The sequence below is a fragment of the Achromobacter sp. 2789STDY5608621 genome (assembly GCF_001299375.1).
Classification (GTDB): Bacteria; Pseudomonadota; Gammaproteobacteria; order Burkholderiales; family Burkholderiaceae_B; genus Achromobacter; species Achromobacter insuavis.
The window spans coordinates 45,865-69,745 of record NZ_CYTU01000008.1; the positions used below are offsets into that span (position 1 = coordinate 45,865).

The 23,881-nt window shown below is 65.1% G+C and carries 18 protein-coding genes; 9 read left to right on the top strand and 9 right to left on the bottom strand.

All coding sequences use genetic code 11. The features are described from left to right. The first annotated feature begins 53 nt into the window (after positions 1 to 53). The 3 genes from AOZ53_RS10875 to AOZ53_RS10880 are packed head-to-tail and all read left to right on the top strand — an operon-like array spanning position 54 to position 9,237. Entirely contained in the window at positions 54 to 8,288 is an 8,235-nt protein-coding gene (locus AOZ53_RS10875; RefSeq protein ID WP_231690600.1) for an endonuclease toxin domain-containing protein, read from the top strand. Positions 8,289 to 8,294: 6 nt separating this feature from the next. Beyond that, positions 8,295 to 8,792, top strand: a complete 498-nt coding sequence (locus AOZ53_RS33380; RefSeq protein ID WP_082380334.1) for a contact-dependent growth inhibition system immunity protein — start codon at positions 8,295 to 8,297, stop codon at positions 8,790 to 8,792. A gap of 58 nt (positions 8,793 to 8,850) precedes the next feature. Continuing rightward, entirely contained in the window at positions 8,851 to 9,237 is a 387-nt protein-coding gene (locus tag AOZ53_RS10880) for a CZB domain-containing protein (RefSeq protein ID WP_054474488.1), read from the top strand. 46 nt (positions 9,238 to 9,283) lie between these two features. Here AOZ53_RS10880 and tenA read toward each other — a convergent pair whose 3' ends face one another. Beyond that, the gene (gene tenA, locus AOZ53_RS10885; protein WP_054430738.1) at positions 9,284 to 9,946 is read right to left on the bottom strand and encodes a thiaminase II; all 663 of its coding nucleotides are present in this window, start codon (positions 9,944 to 9,946) and stop codon (positions 9,284 to 9,286) included. A gap of 179 nt (positions 9,947 to 10,125) precedes the next feature. Between tenA and AOZ53_RS10890 the strand changes: the two genes are divergently transcribed. The 3 genes from AOZ53_RS10890 (at position 10,126) to AOZ53_RS10900 (ending at position 14,338) form a co-directional block, all read left to right on the top strand. Continuing rightward, positions 10,126 to 10,632, top strand: a complete 507-nt coding sequence (locus AOZ53_RS10890; RefSeq protein ID WP_054487805.1) for an RNA polymerase sigma factor — start codon at positions 10,126 to 10,128, stop codon at positions 10,630 to 10,632. Between the two features lie 11 nt (positions 10,633 to 10,643). After that, complete coding sequence (locus AOZ53_RS10895; RefSeq protein ID WP_054487807.1) at positions 10,644 to 11,636, top strand: FecR family protein; 993 nt, start codon at positions 10,644 to 10,646, stop codon at positions 11,634 to 11,636. A gap of 293 nt (positions 11,637 to 11,929) precedes the next feature. After that, the gene (locus AOZ53_RS10900; protein WP_369816807.1) at positions 11,930 to 14,338 is read left to right on the top strand and encodes a TonB-dependent siderophore receptor; all 2,409 of its coding nucleotides are present in this window, start codon (positions 11,930 to 11,932) and stop codon (positions 14,336 to 14,338) included. A 96-nt stretch (positions 14,339 to 14,434) separates the two neighbouring features. On the opposite strand, the gene AOZ53_RS10905 is transcribed toward AOZ53_RS10900, so the two are convergent. The 3 genes from AOZ53_RS10905 to AOZ53_RS10915 all read right to left on the bottom strand — a co-directional run bounded on the left by AOZ53_RS10905 (position 14,435) and on the right by AOZ53_RS10915 (position 16,264). Continuing rightward, positions 14,435 to 14,710 carry a hypothetical protein gene (locus AOZ53_RS10905; RefSeq protein ID WP_054474485.1) on the bottom strand — a complete coding sequence of 92 codons (276 nt, stop codon included), beginning with the start codon at positions 14,708 to 14,710 and terminating at the stop codon, positions 14,435 to 14,437. A 5-nt stretch (positions 14,711 to 14,715) separates the two neighbouring features. Further along, positions 14,716 to 15,285 (bottom strand): PH domain-containing protein, encoded by a 570-nt coding sequence (locus AOZ53_RS10910; protein WP_054430734.1) that lies wholly within the window; start codon positions 15,283 to 15,285, stop codon positions 14,716 to 14,718. A 193-nt stretch (positions 15,286 to 15,478) separates the two neighbouring features. Next, positions 15,479 to 16,264, bottom strand: coding sequence for a 3-hydroxybutyrate dehydrogenase (locus AOZ53_RS10915; RefSeq protein WP_054430733.1), 786 nt, complete (start codon positions 16,262 to 16,264; stop codon positions 15,479 to 15,481). Between the two features lie 443 nt (positions 16,265 to 16,707). Here AOZ53_RS10915 and AOZ53_RS10920 point away from each other — a divergent pair, with 443 nt between their 5' ends. The 3 genes from AOZ53_RS10920 (at position 16,708) to AOZ53_RS10930 (ending at position 19,573) form a co-directional block, all read left to right on the top strand. Then, positions 16,708 to 17,349, top strand: coding sequence for an N-acetylmuramoyl-L-alanine amidase family protein (locus AOZ53_RS10920; RefSeq protein WP_054487857.1), 642 nt, complete (start codon positions 16,708 to 16,710; stop codon positions 17,347 to 17,349). 178 nt (positions 17,350 to 17,527) lie between these two features. After that, positions 17,528 to 18,694 carry a COG3904 family protein gene (locus AOZ53_RS10925; protein WP_054430732.1) on the top strand — a complete coding sequence of 389 codons (1,167 nt, stop codon included), beginning with the start codon at positions 17,528 to 17,530 and terminating at the stop codon, positions 18,692 to 18,694. 30 nt (positions 18,695 to 18,724) lie between these two features. After that, on the top strand, positions 18,725 to 19,573 hold the full coding sequence (locus AOZ53_RS10930; protein WP_054430731.1) for a lysozyme inhibitor LprI family protein: 849 nt from the start codon (positions 18,725 to 18,727) through the stop codon (positions 19,571 to 19,573). 20 nt (positions 19,574 to 19,593) lie between these two features. Here the strand turns inward: AOZ53_RS10930 and AOZ53_RS10935 are convergent, their stop codons facing one another. From AOZ53_RS10935 to pap, 5 genes are all read right to left on the bottom strand, one after another. Beyond that, positions 19,594 to 20,007 carry a DUF488 domain-containing protein gene (locus tag AOZ53_RS10935; RefSeq protein ID WP_054430730.1) on the bottom strand — a complete coding sequence of 138 codons (414 nt, stop codon included), beginning with the start codon at positions 20,005 to 20,007 and terminating at the stop codon, positions 19,594 to 19,596. Between the two features lie 98 nt (positions 20,008 to 20,105). Next, a complete protein-coding gene (gene nhaA, locus AOZ53_RS10940) occupies positions 20,106 to 21,326 on the bottom strand; it encodes a Na+/H+ antiporter NhaA (protein ID WP_054487809.1) in 1,221 nt (406 codons plus the stop codon). A gap of 109 nt (positions 21,327 to 21,435) precedes the next feature. Then, entirely contained in the window at positions 21,436 to 21,900 is a 465-nt protein-coding gene (locus tag AOZ53_RS10945) for an HIT family protein (RefSeq protein ID WP_054474481.1), read from the bottom strand. Then, entirely contained in the window at positions 21,897 to 22,346 is a 450-nt protein-coding gene (locus AOZ53_RS10950) for a GNAT family N-acetyltransferase (protein WP_054430727.1), read from the bottom strand. Before AOZ53_RS10950 ends, AOZ53_RS10945 begins: the two co-directional genes overlap by 4 nt. Before the next feature lie 19 nt (positions 22,347 to 22,365). Further along, a complete protein-coding gene (gene pap, locus AOZ53_RS10955) occupies positions 22,366 to 23,832 on the bottom strand; it encodes a polyphosphate:AMP phosphotransferase (protein WP_054487811.1) in 1,467 nt (488 codons plus the stop codon). Positions 23,833 to 23,881: the final 49 nt, after the last annotated feature.

Below are 23,881 nucleotides of genomic sequence, written 5' to 3' on the forward strand. Positions count from 1 at the left end.
GCCCCGCCCGCCGTCCGACAAGTTGCTTCACGCTTACCGGGAGTTGCCTCGCCATGTCCAAGCTTCGCTCCGCAGTTGTCTGGTTGGTCCTGTACACGCAGATCTGGACGCCCGTCCTGGCGCAGACGCTGCCCATCTCCGTCGACAAGAGCGTGCCGGGCCAGAAGCCCGTGGTGGGCGTGACCAATGGCGTGCCGGTGGTCAACATCGCGCCGCCTTCGGCCGGCGGCGTCTCGAACAACCGCTACACCCAGTTCAACGTCGGCCCCTCGGGCGTGGTGCTGAACAACAGCGGCGCGGCCAGCCAGACACAACTGGCCGGGCAGGTCGCGGGCAACCCGATGCTGGGCAACCAGCGCGCCGCCACCATCCTGAACCAGGTGACGGCGCCCAACCCGTCGCAACTGATGGGCATGCTGGAAGTGGCGGGCAACCGCGCCAACGTCATCGTCGCCAACCCGGCCGGCATCACCTGCAACGGCTGCGGCTTCCTGAACGCCAACCGCGCCACGCTGACCACCGGCAAGCCGGTCATCGGTCCGGATGGCACGCTGGGCTTCGACATCACGGGCGGCCGCCTGGGCATCGAAGGCGCGGGCCTGTACGGCGCCAACCTCAGCCAGCTCGACCTGATGGCGCGCACGCTGGAACTGAACGCGCAGATCTGGGCCAACGACCTGAACGTGGTCGCGGGCGCGGCTCGCGTGGGCTATGGCGGCATCGACGTCTCCGCCCTGACCGGCGCCGGCGTCGGCACCGGCGTGGCATTGGACGTCGCCGCGCTGGGCGGCATGTACGCCAACAGCATCCGCCTGATCGGCACGGAAGCCGGGGTGGGCGTGAACATCGGCGGCAACCTGGCGGCGTTGACCGGCACGCTGACGGTCAGCGCCAACGGCGACGTCCGGATCCAGCCGTCGGGCCGGCTGCAGGCCGCCACCAACCTGTCGGTGCAAAGCGGTCGCGACATCGTCAACGACGGCACGGTCGCCGCGGGCGGCGCGCTGGGCTTGAGCGCCGCCGCCAAGGTCATCAACAACCAGGCCATGTCCTCGGCGGGCAACGCCAGCATCGTGGCGCGCCAGCTGGAAAACCGTGGCGGACTCACGGCCGGCCTGCAGGCCGATGGCTCCATCAGCCCGCTCGGCGCGCTGAGCGCGCAGGTGGACCAGTTGCTCAACCCCGGCACGCTGGTGGCGGGCGGCGATGCCGCCATCACCGCGAATGTCCTGGGACTGTCGGGCGGCAAGCTTGTCGCCGGCGGCGCATTGCGCGTGGACGCCACGGGCGCGGTCACCAATCGCGGCGGCTCGGTCTATGGCGGCTCCGTGGCATTGCGCGCGGCCGGCCTGGACAACACGGGCGGCAAGCTCACCAGCGGCGCGGCGCTCGACGGCCAGGTGGCGGGCGCCATCGACAACACCGGCGGCACGCTGGCCGGCGCCGGCGCGGTGGACCTGCGCGGCCGCTCCGTGGTCAACGCGGCCGGCGGCGTGGTTTCGGGCCAGAGCGTGGCGCTGCGCGGCGCCGACGGCATCGACAATCAGGGTGGTTCGGTGCAGGCCAACGACGCCTTGCGCGTCGAGACGGCGGGGGCGCTCGACAACCGGGGCGGCAAGCTGCTTGGCGGCAGCGCCGACATCCAGGCGGCCGCCGTCGACAATCGCAATGGCATCGCCCAGGCCGACGGCAAGCTCGCCGTCACCACCGGCGGCGCGCTGCAGAACCAGGCGGGCGGCCTGTATGGCGGCACGCTTGGCATCGACGCCGCGAGCCTGGCCAACAGCGGCGGCAAGGTCGCCAGTGGCGGCGCATTGGACCTGAAGACGGTCGGCGCGATCGACAACACCGGCGGCACCGTCGCCGCCCAGGGCCTGGCCACGCTGAATGCGCAAAGCCTGTCCAACACGCGCGGCATCATCGCGGCCGGCGGCCTGACGCTCAAGACGCAAGGCGTGCTGGACAACAGCGCCGGCCTGATCCAGGCCGACGACGCACTGGCATTGACCGCCGGCAGCCTGAAGAACCGTGACACCCTTGCCAACGGCATCGCCGGCGCGGGCGGCACGACCGCGGGCGCCCTGGGCCTGATGGGCAAGCAGGTCACGCTGGACACAACCGCCATCGACAACCAGGCCGGCCGCATCGGCGCCGGCCAGGACCTGGCCCTGACCACCGGCGCGCTCGACAACGCGCGCGGCAACGTGTCGTCGGACGCCAAGGCCAAGCTCGCCTTCAGCAGCATGACCAACACCGGCGGCGCGTTGACCGCCGGCACCTCGCTGGAGCTGGTCACCGGCAACCTCGACAACGACGGCAAGATCCACGCCGGCCAGGACCTGAAGATCACCGCGACGACCCTGACCAACCGGGCCGGCGGCGAGCTGATCGCGGCGCGCAACAACGAACTGAACATCGCCGGCCTGTTGAGCAACGCCGGCCTGATCGACGGCGGTTACACCTTCATCACCGCCGGCAATCTCCTCAACACCGGCCGCATCTATGGCGATCGCATCGGCATCAAGACGCCGCTGCTGCAGAACGAGCCCAACGCCGTCATCGCCTCGCGCGGCGACATGGACCTGGGCGTGGGCACGCTGACCAATCGCGAGCACGCGCTGATCTACGCCGCGGGCGACCTGCGGCTGGGCGGCACGCTGGACGCCACCGGCAAGGCCACCGGCCAGGCCGCGCTGTTGTCCAACGAGTCCGCCACCATCGAGGTCGAGCGCAACGCCGACATCGCCGCGGCCAGCATCCAGAACCGCAACCTGCACTTCGCCAGCGAAAGCGTCGAGGTCGGCCGCGAAGCCAAATGGTTCTATCGCCTGGACGGCACCACCGACATCGTCGACGGCGAAGGCATGTGGTTCTGCAACACCGTCAAGTCCATCTGCGGCCGCGACCCCAGCTGGATGGGGCAGTACGACGAGCGGCGCCTGCTGATGCCGTCCGCGCGTTATCCGGAAAGCCAGTATGGGCCGCCGTTCGATTACAGCAACATCCAGGAGGACCAGCAGGGGCGCGCGGGTGTCAGCGCGCCGATCGGCCTGGCGTACATTCCGGAGATCTATGACTGCAGTGGCGGTGACGCGGGCAACTGCTACACGAATCCTGCCCAGTTTCTCTACAAGCCGGACGCCAAGATCTGGTCCGTATTCGAAGTGGAGCGCCCCAGCGGAATCCGGCGGCCGCCGTCGCCCGATGACTGCGGCTGGCGTTGCCCCGCGGATCTGGCCCAGCAACAGGCCCAGTACGACCACGACCTGGTGCTGTACGACACGCTGAACGAGAAGATCAAGGCCTTCAACGCCGACTTCCGCGGCAGCCGCATGATCAAGGACTTCACCTTCTACCAGGTGACCGAGATCACGCGCGAGACCCGCATCACGGAGAGCGATCCAGGCAAGATCATCGTCGGCGGCAACGCGCGCTTTTCCGGCAACATCGTCAACGACAAGAGCCGCATTCTCGCCGGCGGCACCCTGAAAACCGAGGGCGGCACGCTGAGCAACGTCGGCGCCGAGGGGCTGCGCACGGTCGATCGTGTCGGCACCATGGCCTACACCTACGAGAAGAACGACTCCCGCAAGTACAACCGTTCCGACTACAACGCCACCGTCCTGGCCGAACGCATCGAGACCGGCCTGGGCGACGCGAAGGGCGGCGTCGCGGTCACGCCCTCCGTCCCGGCGCCCGGGGCCAGCACCGTCGTCCAGGCGCTGCCGCCGGCAACGCTGACGCGCATCACGCTGCCCGGCAACCAGACCATTGCCGTCGTCGTGCTGCCGCCGACCATCCCGACCAGCAAGCTGTACCAGGTCATCACGGCGCCCAACGCGCCTTACCTGATCGCCACCGACAGCCAGTTCGTCGGTTCGCGCGCCGTGGTGTCCAGCGACTTCCTGCTGGAGAAACTGAAGCAGGACCCGGGCCACATCCTCAAGCGCCTGGGCGACGGCTTCTACGAGCAGAAGCTGGTGGCCGAGCAGGTCATGCTGGCCACCGGCCAGCGTTTTGTCGGCGACTACACCGACAACGAAACCCAGTACAAGGCGCTGCTTACCGCCGGCGCCGACTTCGCCAACCAGTTCGGCCTGGCCGTGGGCACCGCGCTCACCGAAGAGCAGATGCGCCATCTGACCAGCGACATCGTCTGGATGGTGGAGCAGACCGTCACGCTGCCCGACGGCACGCAGCAGAAGGTGCTGGCGCCGCAGGTCTACCTGGCCGTCAAGCCGGGCGACCTGCGCGGTGATGGCACGCTGATCGCCGGTCGCGACACGCAGATCAGCGCGACGGGCGACGTGGACAACAGCGGCACCCTCGGCGCGCGCAACGCGTTGGTGGTGGATGCGCAGAACGTGCGCAACACCGTGGGCACGATCCAGGGCAAGACCGTTAACCTGAATGCGCGCAACGACATCGACAACCTGGCCGGGCTGCTCAAGGGTGACGGCGTCACGCTGACCGCGGGCCGCGACATCAACCTCACGGCCAGCACCCAATCGAACGTGCGTGGCGGAATCAGCAACACCATCGTTGACGGGGTTGCCCGTATCGACGCCGGAACGCTGAATGCGCAGGCGGGCCGCGACGTCAACGCCCAGGCCGCCGCCATCGTCGCCAGCGGTGACGCGAGCATTCGCGCCGGCAACGATATCAATCTGATTGCCGCGGGGACGAGCTATGGGGAATCCTTCAACTTCGGCAAGAAGAACCGGTCGGAGATGCGTACGACGGAAGACGTGGGAACCCGCATTGCCGCTGCCGGAAATCTGACGTTGATGGCCGCGCAGGATATCAATGCCATTGCCGCGCAAGTGTCTTCCGACAAGCAGTTGGCGGTGGGAGCGGGGCGCGACATCAATGTGCTGGCGGGGGATTCCAGCGGGTATACGTATAACGAGATTTACTACAAGACGAAGGGGTTCCTTTCCAGTAAGACGACGCACCGCGTCAAGGAAGCGTCTTGGACCCAGGCGGTGTCTTCCACCTTCACCGGCGATAGCGCCGTGATGGTGGCTGGGCGTGATCTGAATGTGCTGGGTTCCAATGTGGCGGCACAGAACGACTTGGTTATGTCGGCGGATCGCAATGTCAATATCGTTGCCGAAAAGAACTCCGCCAACGAATACCAGTACGAGAAGATCAAGAAGTCCGGCTTTGGTGGACTGGGAGGCCTCAGCTACGGATCCCGTCAGACGACGGATTGGATGGACACCAAGCGTGGCCTGAATACTGGTAGCACCATCGGCAGTGTGACGGGAGACGTACTGATCAACGCGGGCGGTTCGTTGAACGTGCTTGGCAGCGATGTCCTGGCACGGCAAGGCGACATCACCATGATCGGCCGGGACGTCAGTATCGTTGGCAGTTTCGACACGATGCGCCAGCGTGAAGTGCACGAGATGAAGCAGTCTGGCTTCAGTGTCACGGCCAGCACACCTGTGGTCAGCGCCATGCAAACGGCCGGACGTATGGCGGAAGCATCCGGAAAGTCCGGCAATCCTGTCATGACCGCGCTGGCGGGTGGAACCACAGCGCTTGCGGCCAGTAACGCCTATGACGCAGTCAAGGCCGCCGGCGCGGTAAAGGACGCCGGTGCCATCGACAAGATGGGCGGCGGCAGCATCAAGATTAGCTTCGGCAGCAGCAAGAGCAGCAGCACTACGGATAGAAGCTCGTCCACCTCGGTCGGCTCGAACATTGCCGCGGGCAGGGATCTGACGATTGTCGCAAAGGGTGCGGGGAGCGCATCGGACATCACGGTTTCAGGTTCCAACCTGTCGGCGGGTAACAATGCCGTTCTGAAGGCCGATGGCGATATCCTGCTGCAGGCGGCCAAGAATTTCTACGAGCAGAAGACGGATAGCAAGAGCAGCGGATTCAGTATAGGTATCGGCTACAGCACCGGCACATCCAACGGCTTGACGGTGGAGTTGGGAGCCTCCATTGCACGGGGCAAGGAGAACGGCCGGGACGACAGCTGGACCAACAGTTCCATCACCGCGGGCAACGTGCTCGCATTGCAATCAGGCGGAGACACGACGCTAAGAGGCGCATCCGGAAAGGCGGAGCAGATTCTGGCCTCGGTCGGAGGCAACCTGTTGCTGGAGAGCCTGCAAGATACAAGCACGTACACCTCAAAACAGACCAGCGCTGGCGTGAATATCACGTTGTGCATTCCGCCATATTGCTATGGCCAGAGTACGGCTGCCGCTAACTTCGGCACCGGCAAGATGAACAGCAACTTCAAGTCTGTCACTGAACAGACGGGTTTGTGGGCGGGCGACGGCGGGTTCCTGATCGACGTCAAGAACAACACGACCTTGATCGGCAGCGTCATCGCCAGCAGTGACAAGGCTGTAGCGGAGGGCCTGAACAAGCTCAGCACGGGCACCCTGGTCACGCAGGACATCAAGAACTCCGCCAGCTACAGCGCCAATCAGATTGCGGTAGGCGGTGGCTTCGGGTTTGGCGGCGGGGCCTCGAAAGAGGGGTCGGCGGGGCTGGGCACCACCAAGGGCAACCAGGTGGCGGGCGGCGCGACCAAGGACGCAGGCACTTCCTTGGCGTCGAGTGGGGGCTTTTCCGCCAATCTACCGACCGTGGTTGCGGCCAGCGGCAATAGCAGTTCCACGACCCAAAGCGCCATCAGTGGCGGCACCATCATCATCCGCGATGAAGAAGGACAGCGGGCGCTGACAGGCAAGACTGCGGCGGAGATGATTGCGGCGCTGAATCGGGATACGTCGGATACGTTGAACACGCTAAAGCCGATCTTTGACAAGGAGAAGATCGAGGCGGGGTTTGAAATCGTGTCGGAAGCCAGTCGGCAGACGGGACAGTTCTTGACGAATCGGGCTAAAGAGGCTGATGCGCTCAAGAAGGCAATGGATGACGAGACCGACCCTGCGCTAAAGAAAGATCTCAAGGCTCGGTATGAAGAAGCAGCCAAATGGGGGCCGGACGGCTCGTATCGGATTGGGTTGACCGCAATTTCGGCCGCTGCGGGAGGAAACGTCACTGGAAGCGCGGGTCAATTCCTGCAGTCCGCCGCGGCGAACTATCTGCAGGCGTTAGGCGCAGGCAAGGTGAAGCAGATTGCTGATGCGTTGGATAGCGAGGCGGCTCGGACAGCGTTACAAGGCTTGGTGGGTTGTGCTGGAGCTGCAGGTCAAGGAAGTAGTTGTAGTGCTGCCGCGGCAGGGGCGGCTGCGAGCGTGGTCCTCAACAACCTCATCCAGGGGCTCTCTGCTCAAGACGCGAAAGAGTTGACGGCCGAGCAGAAAGAAGCACGCGTCAACCTTGTCGCTAGCCTTGTCGCTGGCCTTACTGTTGCATTGGGTGGAGATAGCGCTGTCGCGACGTTGGCCGCCCAGATCGAGACCGAGAACAACTATCTCGGGCAGAAACCCGAGGGGTTCTGGGCTGCCGAACAGCGCCAATTCGACGCGGCAATCGCTTCTTGCGGTCCCGGGAATCCAGATGCCTGCAATCGGGCGCGAGAACTGGGAGGCATATCGGCGCAACGCGACAAAGACCTGGCAAGCGCCTGCGCGGATCGGACATCTCCCCTGTGCGGCGTGGCAATCCAACTGGCAACAACGAGCGGTAACGTTGTGTTCTTCGATCAGCACGGTGTGCCTTTTGCCGTGCCGGCTGATTCTCCTATGATTCAAGCGACGCCCGATCCTCGCGATGGAAGTTGGCATTACACGATCGCCGCCAGTGTTGCTGAGGGACTGGCGATTGATAGTGGTGGCGGGGCGCTGATGGGCGTTGGCTCAGCAATCCGAGGCTTATTTAGACCTGGCGTGGCGGAAATAGCCGCCGGGGCAAAAGGAACGAAGGTCCTGAATCGAGCTACGACAGGCATTGAATGGGGTAAAGGCATTCAGGGGCAGGGGCTACCGTGGGAAAATTACTTGGCGACCCAATTGCCCTCGGGGTCCCGGCTGCCAGCCAAATTCAAGACTTTCGACTTTTATGAGGCCTCGACGGGTACTGCAATTAGTGCCAAAACGCTGGATACGACAACAGTTGCGAGATTGACGAATCCTGCTCAGATATATTCCTCGTTGAAAGGAAACATCAACGCTGCTGCCAAATTTGAATCATATAAGCTTGCAGACGTTCCCTTGAATAGCGGCATGATCAATTCACGAGAGCTTCATGTTGCCATTCCTGCGAAGACGACATCCGCGCAATGGGATCAAATAAATAGGGCGATCGACTATGGTCATTCCCAGGGTGTGAAATTAATCATAACGTTGATAAAGTGATTGAGAATGAGCGGACCTGCCAAAAAACCTTGTATCTACGTTAAGTCAAATAATGAATTCATTTTCTTGGAAACGTACTCCGGGTATTGGAATTTTCTACCGGATTCAGAAGGGGAGCGGTACTTGTTGTCGCATTCTTCTTCCGATGCTGATCTAGGTTCAGCTGCGATTGCAGCAATTTCTGCGAGTCGCCAAATTGATCCAAAAAATGATCCGAACTTTTTTGATATTGCTGGGCGGGTCGTTCCAAAATACAAAGATTGGGTATCCGAAATGATGGAGAGGTTTGGGTATAAAACCAAGCGGTCCATGTTCAAGGATATGAAGAGTTGTTCGGTGGAATTGGTGGGGGGGGCATATGTAATGCAGCCTAGCCATCATGAAAAGCTGGAAGCTTGGAGCGGAGAGGGGTTGACTGAAAATGATTATGTGCTCCTGCCAGCGGATAGCTCCTCGGAGCGAGTGGGCGCTGCCTTGCGGTTGACTCTCGCCCGGTGCACGTAAAAAGGGAGCCTTGTCGGCTCGGCCCCCGTTTTGCCCGTCCGTCGTTTAATAGCAGGATATGTCCTGTTTCTCAACCGGCAAGCCTTCGGCTTCCGAGAAGCTGCTACTTGAGTCAATTCAAAAGCACGCCGAATGGAAGTTGAAGGTCCGTTCCGCCATCAGCAGAAAGGAACAGATGGATGCGGAAACCATCGGCAAGGACAATTGTTGCCAGCTTGGGGTCTGGCTATATGGTGAAGGGAAGCTGAAATACAGCGCCAAACCCGAGTTTGGCGCAATCATCCAGAAGCACAAGGTGTTTCATGCCGAGGCGGGCAAGATCGCCCGGCTGATCAACAGCAATCAGTACGCGTTGGCGGAAAAGGAGATGGGCACGGGCACGCCGTATTCCCAGGCTTCCAGCGCGGTGGGCGCGGCCATCATCGCGTTCAAGCGGCACCTGTAGGGGGTGCGACGCGGCGCCTGCCGCACGGCCGGCGCCGCGTCTTGCTTCACACCGGCCATTCCCCCAACCGATACGCCGAATCCCAGAACATCCATTCCAACTGCGCCGCATGTGTATAGGCGCGGTGCATCTCATCCCGCGTCTGTGCCGACGCCTTGTCCGCCGCCTGGTCCACCGATGCGATCACTTCGCGCACCAGGGTGTGGAATTCTTCTCCGGCGTAGGTATCGATCCACGCGCCATAGGGATTGGGACGCGTCGCGCGCGAGTGGATGTCGCGCCCGATCTCGGCATAGATCCAGAAGCACGGCAGCAACGCCGCCAGGGCCACGGGATACGGCGCGCTCCACGCGGTGGCGATGAGGAAGCTGGTGTAGTGATGGCTGGCCGGCGACAGCGGGGTGCTGGCGAACGTGTCGCCATCGATGCCGAATTGCTTCATGAAGCCTTCGTGCAGGCTGCGTTCGACCACCACGGCGTTCTTGGCGGCGTCGGCGAACTGCACCACGCCGTCGGCATGGTCGGCCTTGGCGGCGGCGACCGCCAGGGCGCGGCCGAAGGCCAGCAGGTAGTGGGCGTCCTGGATCATGTAGTGGCGGAACGCCTGTTCGCTGAGCTGGCCGCTGGCCAGTTCCTGATTGAACGGCATGGTGCGCGTTTTTTCGTACAGCGCGGCGTTGCGCGCCCAGGCGTCGGTGCTGAAAGACATGGCAATCCTCAAGGCAGGGTCGAACGGTGCGCCAGGGCGCGCCGTGGTGGTGGACCCAAGGGTATCAAGACGGGCGCGCAGGCAAGCATGGCGCGGACTGGCAGCGCCCAGTGTATTCATTAATTGAGAATCATTGTTAATATGGCCGTCCTTTTTGCCTTGACGCGACGTTCGGCCCAATGCCCCGCCCCATTAACCCCCTGAAAGGTTGGCTCGCCTATTACGGCGAGCTGGTGGGTTCGTGGGCCAAGCGCAATTCGCGTCCTTGCGACGCGGAGGATGCGGCGCAGGATGTGATGGCGCATCTGTTGAGCGATGGCAACGTGGCGGCGGCTGCACCCAAGTCCTATCTGTACCGGGCGACGCAGAATCGGCTGATCAGCGAGATCCGGCGGCAGGAACGCCACCCGCAGACTTCGCTGGAGATGCTGGCGGCCGAAGACCATCCGCTGCTGCACGATCCCGAAGCGGGCGTGCGCGCGCGGCAGTTGGCCGAGGCGCTGGAACAGGCATTGGCGAGCCTGCCGCTGAAGAAGCGGCAGGCCTATGTGTGGCACAGGCTGGAAGGCTATTCGCAGCCGGAAATCGCGCAGCGCATGGGCCTGGCGCTCAATACGGTTGAACGCTATATCATGGACGCCACCCGTGAAATGCGCGAACAGCTCGAACGTTTCTGCCCGGATTGACCCGCCGCGCGATGACTGACTCCCCCGACCCCGACACCCTGCGTGACCCGCGCGATGCCGCCGCGTACTGGTTCGCGCGCGTCCGTTCGGGGCGGATGGATGCCGCGCAGCAACAGCGCTTCGACGCCTGGCGGCAGGCGGACCCGGCGCATGAGCGGGAATACCAACGGGCCTGCGGCCTCTGGAATGGGTTTGCGTTGGTGAATCCGGCCAGGTTGCGGGCGCTGGCGGCCGAACCGGCGCCGCGCTCCGGGCGGGGTTCCCGCTCGCGCAAGCCTTTGGGGGTTGGCCTGGGACTGGCGTGTGCCGTGGTCGTTGCCGGCGTGGCGCTGCCGCAGTGGTTCATGGGGACGCCGGCGTTCAGCCAGCAGTACGCAACGCAACCGGGTCAGCGTATGCAGGCATCGCTGCCGGACGCCTCCGTGGTGGACCTGAACACCGCGACGCGATTGTCGGTGCGCCTGTTCGAGGATCGCCGCGTTGTCGAACTCCAGGCGGGCGAGGCCACTTTCACGGTGACGCCGGATCCGCAGCGGCCTTTCTACGTGGAGACGGGCGCGACCACCGTCCGCGTCACGGGCACGCGCTTCAATGTGCGCCGCGATGGCGAACAGGTGCGGGTGGCGGTGGATTCGGGCACCGTGGCCGTGCAATCCGGCCACTGGTGGAATCGCAGCCAGGTGTTGCTGACTGGCGGCCAGGGCACGCGCACGCTGGCGCAGGGCGGGTTGTCGCCGTCGGAAAAGGTGGCGGTGTCGGACTTGCTGGCCTGGCATGCGGGACGGGTGGTGTTCCGCGACCAGGCGTTGGCGGATGCCGTGGCCGAGATGAACCGCTATGGCCGCATGGACATGCGCGTCGCGGACGTGGCCGTCGGGCGCATCCATATTTCCGGGGTGTTCAGCGTGGACAACCCGCAAGCGTTTCTCGATCTCCTGCCCGCGATCGCACCGGTGCGGGTGCAGACCGCGGCCGATGGCGTCGCGACGATCCAGGCACGTTGATCTGGCTGGCACGACAGCTTGCGCCGCTGGTCGGTCCGGAAAATGCCGTCCGCGGCGCGTTGCATTTAGTTTCAAATAATCGATGATTTTTCATCAGGAATTGGGCGCGCCACGGCGTCCTGGGGATAGGCGTGCCGATCAGCGCCGCTTCATATCGCCACGTTCGCGGGCTGCTCAGGCCCGCTGCTGCCGATCCCGGGAAAATCATCAGGAAAGCTCGTTCCGTGAACCGTTCAACCATTGGATTCTATTCATCGCCGCGCAGGCTGGCGTCTGCCCAAGGCCTGGGTGCGCTGGCTTTGTCGTTGCTGCTGGGGGTGGCGTTGTCGCCGACCGTCGCGCAGGCGCAGGAAGCGGCGCTGCAGCTCAACATGCCGGCGCAATCGCTGGAAAGCGCGCTGGTCGACCTGGCCACGCGGGCCTCGTGGGATCTGGCGTATTCGCCGGATGCCGTGCGTAATCTGCGTGCGCCGGCCGTGTCGGGCCGGCTGACGCCGGACGAGGCGTTGCGCGCCTTGCTGGCGGGCTCTGGCCTGGTGTTTGAAAGAACGGGCAACCGGGTTGCCCTGTCGCGCGGTGCCGGCGATGCCAGTGTGGTGATGCAGAGCATCACGGTCGTGGGCAAGGGTAATGAGTTCACGGAAGGCACCGGCTCGTACACTACCGGCGCGATGAACACGGCGACCAAGCTGCCGCTGACCATCCAGGAAACGCCGCAGTCCGTCAGCGTGGTGACACGCCAGAAGCTGGATGACTTCGCGATGCAGACCATCGATGACGTCGCCAACAGCACCACCGGCGTGACGGTGAACCACTGGAGCAATGATCGCTCGCGTTATTTTTCCCGGGGCTTCACGATCAATACATTCCTGCTGGACGGGATGCCGGTGACCTACGAGACGGACACGTCCACCTACAGCACCACGGCGATGTACGACCACGTGGAGGTGGTGCGAGGACCGACCGGCCTGATGACGGGCATGGGCGATCCATCGGGCGCCATCAACTTCGTGCGCAAGCAGCCGACCGACGTGGCGCAGTTCATCGCCACCGCGCGCGCGGGCAACTGGGATAATTTCTCGGGCGAATTCGATGCGAGCGGCCCGTTGAATGACAGCGGCTCGATCCGGGGGCGCTTCGTCACGTCGCAGCAGTCGCGGCAGTATTTCACGGATGGCTACAGCAGCCGCAAGCACCTGTACTACGGCGTCGTCGATATCGATCTGACCTCGCGCACCACGCTGAGCCTGGGCGGCCATTCCAACACCGAGGACAATCCGGGGTCCGAATGGATGGGGGTTCCCACGGCCCCCGACGGTTCGCCGCTGGATATCCGGCGGTCACGGCGGTTTTCGCCATCATGGAGCTATTGGGACAAGAAGGAATCGAGCCTGTTCGCCGAGCTCAAGCACAAGTTCGACAGCGGCTGGGTGGCCAAGGCCGCCGCCCGCTCCGTCAATGCGTCGTCGGCGCTGGACGGCGCCTATTTCGTCAGTGGCAGCTATGATGCGCAGGGCAATATGCTTTACGACGTGATGGGCGGCCGCTATGACTACGATAAGAAGCAGCAGAGCTTCGACGTGTCGGCGCAAGGGCCGGTCAAGCTGTTCGGCCGTTTCCACGACATTGCGTTCGGGGCGAGCTACCGCAAGGATACGTGGCGCGACGATGGCTACAGCTACCTGGATTCGCCGACCGGCTATTACATGCTGGGCGGCGTCAATCCGTACACGTGGGACCCGGATTCGATTCGCCGTTCCGACTTCGTGAAGGACACGCTCTGGAGCCGCGACCAGCGCTCGGCACTGACGTCGGCCTACGCCACCGGCCGTTTCCGCCTGGCGGACCCGCTCAGCATGATTCTGGGCGCGCGGCTGGATTGGTTCGACTTCGACAACAAGCAGTATCAAGGCGCATGGAGCAGTCATCGCAAGTTCAGCGAAGACAAGCACTTCACGCCGTATGCCGCGCTGACCTATGATCTGAACGACAACCACTCGGTCTACGCCAGCTATTCCAGCATCTTCAAACCGCAGTACTACCTGGACACGTCGGGTACGGTGCTCAAGCCGGTGGAGGGCACCAACTACGAAATCGGCCTGAAGGGCAGCTATCTGGACGAGCGTATCAACGCCGCCATCGCGGTGTTCTCGACGACGCAGTCCAACCTGCCGCAGGCGGTGACCGACATCTCGTCGTGCTTCGTCGCCACCAATTGCTATCGGGCGGTGGGCGAGGTCAAGAGCGAAGGCGTGGAGATCGACATCAATGGCGAGCTGCTGCCACGCCTGAACGTGGGCATCGGTTATTCCTACACGCGCGCCAAGGTGTCTTCGGGCGGCATCGACGGCGCCGCAGGCCAGCCCTATGCCAGCTATGTCCCGCAGCACCAGTTGAAAGTCGCCGCCATGTATCACCTGCCGGGGGCGTACGAGAAATGGCGTATCGGCGGCGCGGTGCGGGCACAGAGCAAGACCTCGACGCAATCGTTGACGAGCGCGGAGGGCTACGTGGTCAAGCAGTCGCCGTTCACGGTGGTGGATCTGGTGGCCGGCTACAAGGTGAACCGGCAGCTGGATATCCAGTTCAACGTCAACAACCTGTTCGACAAGCGCTATTTCGAGTCGATGCAGGGTAACAATGGCGGCAACTACTACGGTACGCCGCGTAGTTTCCTGCTGACGACACGCTATCAGTTCTAGCGGCATGGCTGGCTGCGCATCGCGATGGCGATGGCGCAGTCAGCCGTGGCGGCCTCATCGTCGGGGGGAGTTCGTCCGACGGCGTTCGGGCGAGGGCTAGACGTCGTCGAAATAGAACGCCTTGTCGATCTTCGCTTCAAGCGCGAGATAGGTGGGCGATTCCTGCCAGTTCTGGGTGAAGCCGATCAGCAGCAGCGCGCCGACGACCGCGCCGATGGCGCCCATCCAGCCGAAGCCGAACGCCAGTATCAGCAGCGGCCCCGCGCAGACCAGTGGCAGCCACCATTGCAGCAGCAACTTCAGCAGCATGCCCAGGCAGAAATAACCGACGATCAGCGCCACGATGATGGCAATGACGATCAGGAATTCCATGACAGCTATGCCGCCAGGATGCGGGCTTTCTGCTCGGCGAATTCGGCGTCTGTCAGCACGCCGCGGTCGCGCAGGCTGGCCAGTCGCTCCAGTTTGGCGATGACGTCGTCATCCGGACCGGCGGCCTTGCCGGCGGCGGGTTGCCGCATGAAGCGGGATTTGCGCGCTTCGATGGCCTCCTGCACGCGGTTGGTGAATCGCATGACGGTTTTCTTCCAGACGTTGCGTATCTGGTAGCTACCGGCGCTGTCCTGGATGGAGATATTGCCGAACATGATGCCGGTTTCACCGGAAACGGCATTGACCTTGTCCAGGTCGATCGCGGTCTGGCGCAGGCCGTAGACCAGGCCTTTGTCGAGGAAGATGATGCGCCGGTCGGTCAGCGTGATGAGCCAGGTGTTGTTGTTCATCATGCCGCTGGTGAAGGCCAGCACCTCTTCGCCGTCGTGCAGCACGTGGGGCAGGTGGTTCAGTTCCTTCTTGGTGAAGAACTGGTCATCGCCCATCTCCTTGGCGATGGCGTTGTAGCGCGCCTTCAATTCCTCGGGCGGCGCGTTTTTATAGTCGAAGGCCATGCACTTCCTTGCATCCGGTTATGGCATCAGCAGCCAAAGCGCGCCTATCTTAAGCCACGGGTCGGGCAGGCGGAGGCGTGCTCGGAAAAAAACCTCCGGGCCGGCGGCCAGTCCGGAAGGCTCCCTGTCGATTGTCGAGATTCGAAGCGGCGCACGGCCAGCCGCGCGCGCCGCATTCCCGGCGGCGCAAGGCCTATTGCATGTACCACCCATGGCTGACCACGAACGACTGCCCCGTGAACGCCGCGCTGGGGAAGGTCGACAGGAACAGCGCCGTCTGCGCCACGTCGTCGACCGTGGTGAAAACGCCGTCGACGGTATCGCCCAGCATCACCTTCTTGACCACGTCTTCTTCGCTGATGCCCAGTTCCTTGGCCTGTTCGGGAATCTGCTTCTCGACCAGCGGGGTGCGCACGAAGCCGGGGCAGATGACGTGCGAACGCACGTTGTGCTTGGCGCCTTCCTTGGCCAGCACGCGCGCCAGGCCCAGCAGTGCGTGCTTGGCGGCGACGTAAGCGGACTTGAGCGGCGAGGCTTCGTGAGAGTGCACCGAGCCCATGTAGATCACGACGCCGCCGCGATCATCCTTGTACATGTGCTTGAGCGCGGCCTTGGTGGTGAGGAAGGCGCCATCGACGTGGATGGCCTGCATTTTCTTCCAGTCGGCGAAGGCGAAGTTCTCGATGGGGTTGACGATCTGGATGCCGGCGTTCGAGATCAGGATGTCGATGCTGCCGTAGGCGGCGGCGACGCGGTCGATGCCCTGGTTGACGGCGTCTTCGTTGGTGACGTCCATGGCCACGCCCATGGCCTTGCCGCCGGCCTGTTCGATTTCGCGGGCGACGGCGTCGGCGCCGGCCTGGTTCAGGTCGGCGATAGCGACCGCGGCGCCTGCGCGCGACAGGGTCAGCGCGATCTCCTTGCCGATGCCGCTGGCCGCGCCGGTGACGACGGCCACTTTTCCGTTCAGATTGCTCATGCTGGGGAACCTCCGGGTAAGGATGCCGCGGGCCGGGGTGCGCCCGCGGATGCGAGGGGCATGGCTTGATGGTAGCGCTCCAGGATGAGCGCAGCCTGAACGCCACAGCCAGGGTAACTTTCTATGTCATTTGCTTCCGCCGCATGTCAGGGCGGCGCTGGGGCGCGCGCTCGCGGTTCCCGGGGCGGGCGCCATGGGCGGCAGGCCGCGCCAGGGACGGGGCCCGGCAGGCTTTGTTACCAAGCCCGGCCGCGCGCCGCATTCGGCCATTGCCGGTTGCGCCGGGCTGCGCGAGAATCCGCCGGATTCGGTCCCGCCCTGATTGTGGCGGGATCCTTGTTTCCTACAGAGCGAAGACTAGCGTGTCATCAGTCATGGACGGTCGGGCGGGCAAGCGGGTGGCGGCAGGTTGGGCGCGTGGCGTCGCGGCGGCCGTGCTGGGGGTGGCGGCGCTGTCGGCGCAGGCGGCCTATGTGGTGGTGGACACCGGTCATACGCCCAAGCAGCCGGGCGCCATGGGCGCCAGCGGCCGGGTGGAGTACCAGTACAACCTGGACCTGAGCGGCGCGGTGGCCACGGATCTGCTGGCGCTGGGAGACCGGGTGACGCGCGTGTCGGCCGATGGCGCCGAGATTGCGCTGGGCCGGCGCGCGCGGACGGCGCCGGACGCGGACTTCTTCATCTCGATCCACCACGATTCGATGCAGCAGAAGTACATCGATGCCGGCCGCCAGCGGGAGTTCGCGGGCTTCGCCATCTTTGTCTCGCAGCTCAATCCCCGCTACGAGGACAGCCTGCGGTGCGCCAAGGCCATCGGCGAGGCGCTGGTGGCGGCGGGCGAAAAGCCGTCGCTGTACCACGCCGAGCCCATCGCGGGCGAGAACCGGCCATTGCTCGATCGCCGCCTGGGCGTGCATCGCTACGATGGGCTGGCGGTGCTCAAGACCGCGGCCATGCCGGCGGTGCTGGTGGAGGCCGGCGTGATCGTGAATCCCGACGAAGAGGCGCGCCTGGCGCGGCCAGAGACCATTCAGCGCCTGGCGCGGGCGATCGCGGACGGCACGCACGCCTGCCAGCGGCGCTAGCGCGGCGTTGGGGGCCAGCGGGCGGATGCGGGATGAAATCGCAAGGGATGGATAAAATCCGGCATTCGTATAGTGGGCCGCCGCGCCCGGACGACGCGGTTGCGCAGGGCGGGGGCGATCCCGGCCGTGGCGAGCGTTCCGAGAACAAGGACTGATGATGCTGAAAAGAAAACTGACGATGTTGGCCGCGTCCCTGGCGCTGTCGATGACCGGGCTGTCCGTCGCGGTGGCGCAGACGCAGGCGCCGGCGCAGCAGCAGGAGGAGCCCGAACGCTACGGCCCGTTCTTCTTCCTGCCCAGCCAGCCCAACCTGCTGGTCTACGTGGGCGCGGTGGGCGCCAACGACATGCTCAACCTGAAGAAGGCGCTGCGCGAGCACCCGACCATCTCCACCCTGATCCTGCAGAACAACGGCGGCGGCCTGGTCCACATCGGGCTGGTGGTGGCCGAAGAGGTCTACGAGCGCGGGCTGAACACCTATATCCCGAAGGACAGCTATTGCGCGTCGGCGTGTTCGTTCGTGTTCTTCGCCGGGCGCCAGCGCCTGGCGGAAGGCCGCCTGGGCGTGCATCAGATCTCCGCGCCCGAGATGACGGGCGAGCAGGCGCAGTTCGGCGTGTCGGACATCGTCGCGACCCTGCCGAAGTACGGCGTGTCGGCGGACGTGCTGGGGATCATGTTCAGCACGCCGTCCAAGGAGATGTATTTCTTCTCGCCGCAGGAGATCATCAGGTACGGCATCAACCGCACCGGCAACGTCAGGACGGCCAGCAATGACGTGCAGCCGGGCACCGGCCAGCGTGCGGCCCCCGCGCCCGCCGCGGCGCCGGCGCCGCAGGCGCAGTCGCCGGGGGATGCCAAGCTGCCGCCGCGCAAGCCGGCGTCGCCCGATGCCGCGCCGGCGCCGGCCGGTCCCGTGGCCAATCCGTACATGCCGAAGGAGACCGCGCCGGCGGCGATCACGGATGAGCAGAAGGCGATCAACGCCGCGGCCCTGATGATCCAGGCGGGCAGCGGCACCAATGAAGAGGCGCTGAAGTTCACGCGCGAGTTCTACGCCGATACGGTCGACTACTTCAAGAAGCAGCGGCCGAAATCCGAAATTCTGGCGGACAAGGAGGCGTACTTCGCGCGCTGGCCGGTGCGTCGTTTCGTGGTCGACCAGAATTCGCTGCGGGCCAAGTGCCAGGACCAGATGTGCATGGTCAAGGGCCTCTACGACTACAAGGTATCCAGCCCGGAGCGCGGCAAGACCGCGACCGGCACGTCGAATTTCACTTACGTCCTTGACCTGCGCAACCGCTACCGCATCGTCATGGAAGACAGCGAGGTCATCAGCCGCTGATGTAGCGGGCCGATGCCAGGGAGAATTGCAATGAGTTTGAGGAATCGCGCGGCGCGGCTGCTGTGCCTGGTGGGGTTGAGCGTGCTGGCGGCGCCGGCGTTGGCGATCAACTGCCAGAAGGCCAGCACGGTCCCCGAGAAGCTGATCTGTTCGGATCGCAAGGCGGTGGCCGCCGATGGCGAGCTGAACCGCGCCTATGCGGCGGTGCTGAAGCAGGCGCCCGACGAGGAGATCCACAAGATGCTGGTGGACAGCCAGCGGCGCTGGCTCAAGGCCCGCGACCAGGTGCTGGACGGGCTGACCGACGATTCCGACGCGTTGCAGGACGACAAGACGCCGGGGCAGCTGGCGGCCGACCTGATCCTGAACCGCATCGCCCAGCTCAAGGAGATCCGGAAGGGCGACAAGCTGCCCGCCATGATCGCCACGGCGCTGCGCCAGCGGGAGTTCAACAAGCAGTTCACCGGCGGCCCCTACGCCGGCTTTGATGTGTCCTGCGACCTGCTGCCGCGCGACTACAAGTACTACGGCTGCTTCGCGATCCGCCACTACCAGAACAACGATCGCCTCTGCAGCGCGGAGGAATACTGGGCCACGGGTTCGGTCTATGTGCAGCGCTATGTGGCCAAGGTGGTGGATAACAAGCCGGTGCCGGTGGCCTCGTGCTCATTCAATGGCGTCGACGCCAACTGCCCGGGCGGGATTTCGGATGACGCCCACTGGAACACCGGCCCCGAGGTGCACAAGGTGGACTATTCATCCACGCCGTTGCCCAAGGTGGATGGCGAAGTCCACGACGAGGATGACAACGACTGGCTCAAGGCCTGCCTGACCGATCCGTCTTTCCCGCTGTCCGACCCGAAGGGCGCCGGGCGCTAGTCGGGGCGCGCCGAGCCGTATCAGGCCGGGTCGTCGGCGGCGGCCCGGGCCAGGCGCTTGCGGTGGCGCCTGGCGTAGTCCTGCAACGCGTCGCGCAGCACCACCGCCTGGTTGTGCGCGGTATTGCGCGCGCCATACAGCAACGTCAACGGGCGCGCGCCGGCGGCTTCCAGCAACGCGGCCATGCGGGCCTGTTGCGCCGGGTCGGCCAGCTCGGCCAGGTATTTTTCCCGGAACGCATCCCAGCGTTCGTCCTGGTGACTGAACCATTTGCATAGTTCGGCGCTGGGGGCGATGTCCTTGGCCCATTCATCCAGCCCCAGGTCGGCGCGGCGCAGGCCGCGCGGCCACATGCGGTCCACCAGCGCCCGATAACTGCCGTCGGGGCCGAGGCCTTCATAGACACGCTGCACGGAGATGGCGGACGGTTTCATGGGAGAGCGGCTCCTGTGACGGACCGCCCCAGTCTACTCCCGCCCCGCATCCGGCCGCCGCCGACCGGCGACTCCGGGACGCATTCCGGCGCGACGGGTCAGGCGGCGGCCTTGGCCGGCTCGGCCGCGCCGCTGGCGCGCAACAGCAGGAAACCCACCACCGCCGAGGCCAGCGAGCCGGTCAGGACGCCGATCTTGGTGGCGTCGACCGCCGCCGGGTCGGTGAAGGCCAGCGCGCCGATGAACAGGCTCATGGTGAAGCCGATGCCGCACAGCAGGGCCACGCCGTACAGCTGCGTGAAGCTGGCATGGCGCGGCAGGCTGGCCACGCCCGTGCGGATGGCGAGCCAGGCGAAGCCGAACACGCCCAGCTGCTTGCCCAGGAACAGGCCCAGCGCCACGCCCAGCGGCACGGGCTGCGCCAGGCTCGACAGGCCCATGCCGGCGAACGACACGCCAGCGTTGGCGAAGCCGAACAGCGGCACGATCAGCAGCGCCACGGGCTTGTGCAGCGCATGTTCCAGCGCATGCAGCGGCGAATGCTCGCCCGCGCGGCCCTGGTTCTGGGGGCGCAGCGGAATGGTCAGCGCCAGCGCCACGCCCGCGAGCGTGGCGTGCACGCCGGACTTCAGCACGAAGTACCACAGCACCGCGCCGATCAGCAGGTAGGGCGTCAGGCGCAGCACGCCGGCCCGGTTCAGGCAGAACAGGCAGGCCAGCAGCGCGCCGGCCATGGCCAGCGCGAACAGGTTCAGCTCGGAGGTATAGAACAGCGCAATGATGACGATGGCGCCCAGGTCGTCCAGGATCGCCAGCGCCGTCAGGAACACCTTCAGCGAGGTCGGCACGCGGCTGCCCAGCAGGGCCAGGATGCCCAGCGCGAAGGCGATGTCGGTGGCGGCGGGAATGGCCCAGCCGCGCAGGGTCTCGGGGCTGCCCAGGTTGAGCAGCACGTAGATCAGCGCCGGCATGGCCATGCCGCCCACGGCGGCGATGCCCGGCAGCACGATGCGGGCGACGCCGCGCAGCTGGCCGTCCAGCACCTCGCGCTTGATCTCCAGGCCGACCAGCAGGAAGAACACGGCCATCAGGCCGTCGTTGATCCAGTGCAGCACCGATTCCTTGAGCATCACCGGTCCGACCTGGAAGCCCAGTTTGGTGCCGAGGATGTCGAAGTATCCGGCCGCCAGGGGACTATTGGCGACGATCAGGGCGACCACCGCCGCCAGCATCAGGACGTAGCCGCCGAGGGCTTCGGAACGCAGGAACGCCTGCAGGAAAGAGACGGGCCGGGACGGGGGCGAGGCCTGCAGGGTCAAGATTCACTCCTTGGGTGCTGCGTACAGCGTAAAACCTGAATTTTACCTGAATTAAGCATGCCCCGCCGGATGGAAGGCCTTGATTTCTATAGGATTTGGCCTTTCGGGATCAATGCCACAGCAACGCGTTCATGGCCTCGACCAGCCGGTTGCGATAGCGCGGCAGCAGCGCCCGCACGCGGGCCTGGCGGTCGGTCCATTCGGCCGGTTCGGCGCCGGCGGCGATGCGCGGCGGCGCCCAGATCGGATCGGGGAAATGGCGGTCGCCGCGCCAGCGCGGAATCACGTGCCAGTGCAGGTGCGGCACCATGTTGCCGAGCGACGCCAGGTTGATCTTGTCGGGCGCCAGGATCGACTGCTGCGCTTCCTCGACCACGTACACGGCGCGCATCAGCAGGTCGCGGCCGTGGGTCGACAGGCTGGTCATCTCGGCCAGGTGGGCGTTCCAGATGACGCGGGTGAAGCCGGGGTAGTCGGGGTCGTCGACCTCGATCAGGCGCAGGTGCGGCCCGCGCCACAGCAGCGTGCCGCCGTCGGTCTGGCACAGCGGACAGTCGGGGTCGCGCGCGCTCAAGGCAGCACCTTGCGGTATTGGATGAAGCCGGAACGGTCGGCGATGCGGTCGTACAGCTGCATGGCGGTGGCGTTGGTTTCGTGGGTCAGCCAGTAGACGCGAGCGCAGTTGGCCGCGGCCGCCTGCGCGTAGACGTGCTCGATCAGCTTGCGGCCGGCGCCGGTGCCGCGCGTCTCGGGATCCACATACAGGTCCTGCAGGTAGCAATAGTCGCCCGCCGTCCAGGTGGAGCGGTGGAAGATCCAGTGGACCATGCCGACCGCGCGGCCGCTGTCGTAGGCCAGCGCGGCGTTGACCGGCTCGGCCGGGTCGAGGAAGCGGGCCCAGGTGTTGCGGGTGACGGCGTCGGCGATGTCGACGCGGTAGAAGTCCTGGTAGCCCTTCCAGAGCGGCAGCCAGACATCAAAATCGGCGGCGACGACGGGGCGGATTTCAGCCGAGCTCATGGGGAAGGTCTCCTGCGGGTCAGAGTTGGTTTTCCAGGGCTTCGACGATATGCCGCAGCACCTGAAGGCGAGCGTAGCGCTTGTCGTTGGCCGAGACCAGATGCCACGGCGCATGCTGGACATCGGTGCGCGCCAGCATTTCGTTGGTGGCCGCGGCGTATTCCTTCCACTTGTCGCGGTTGCGCCAGTCGTCGGGCGTGATCTTGAAGTTCTTGAAGGGCGACTTCTCGCGGCCCTTGAAGCGTTCGAGCTGCACGTCGGCGGTGACCGCCAGCCAGAACTTCAGCACCAGCGCGCCGCTGCCGGCCAGTTGCGCCTCGAAGTCGTTGATCTCGGTGTAGGCGCGGCGCCAGTGGGCGGGCGGAGTGATTTTCTCGACGCGCTCGACCAGTACCCGGCCGTACCAGGAGCGGTCGAAGATGGCGATGCGGCCCTGGCGCGGCACGTGGCGCCAGAAGCGCCACAGGTAGGGGCGCGACAGCTCGTAGCTGTTGGGCGCGGCCACCGGGGTGATGTCGAACTGGCGCGCGTCCAGCGCATGCGTGATGCGCCGGATGGCGCCGCCCTTGCCGGCGGCGTCCTGGCCTTCGAACACCAGCACCAGCGAGCGTTCCTGGAATTTCCTGGAGCGGGCGGCGCGCGCCAGCCGGCCCTGCAGCAGGCCCAGTTCGGATTCGTAGTCTTCGCGGTCGAGCTTGGCGTCGTAGTCCAGCTGGCCGAGCCGGTCAAGGATGCGGGCGGGGCCGGTATGGGCCACGAACGAGGCCGGGATGCGCGGCACGCGGTTCTGGCGCATGGCGGCCAGCACGGCTTCGGCGGTGCGCGCGGCGCGCATGTTCTCGTCGGCGCTGGGGATCACCACCCAGGGCGCGTGGCCACTGTCGGTGTGGTTGATGACGACCTGGCCGCTGTTGCGGATGCGGTCGTATTTCTTGTGCACCTTGAGGTCGATCGGGCTGACCTGCCAGGAGGTCTCGGGACTGGCCAGCAGGCGCTTGGCCCGCGCCCGCTGGGCGTCCGATGACAGGTGGAACCAGAGCTTGAGGATCTGCACGCCTTCGGCGGCCAGCATGGCCTCGAAGCGGCGGATGGCGACCGACTGCGCCTCGATGCTGTCCTGGTTGGGATGCTTGCGCGCGGCTTCGCGGATCAGCGGCGTGTACCAGGAGCCGAAGACGATGCCGGTGCTGCCCTTGGGCGGCAGGTCTTTCCAGTAGCGCCACATGGGCGGGCGTTCGAGTTCGTCGCCTTCCGGGGGACCATAGGCCAGCGTCTTGATGTGGCGCGGGTCCATCCACTCGTTGAGCAGGTTGACGGTGGCGCCCTTGCCGGCGCCGTCGATGCCGGCCACCACCACCAGCAGGGATTTCTCGGCCTTCTGCAGGCGCTGGTATTGGGCGTTCAGCAGCGCGACGCGCAGCTTGGCCTCCAGCGGTTTGAAGGCTTCCTTGGACAGGACTGGGTCGGCTTCGGCTTCGGCGAACATGAGGGATTCCGTGAGATCGGCGATCTTGTGACCGGCCGATCTTGCGGGA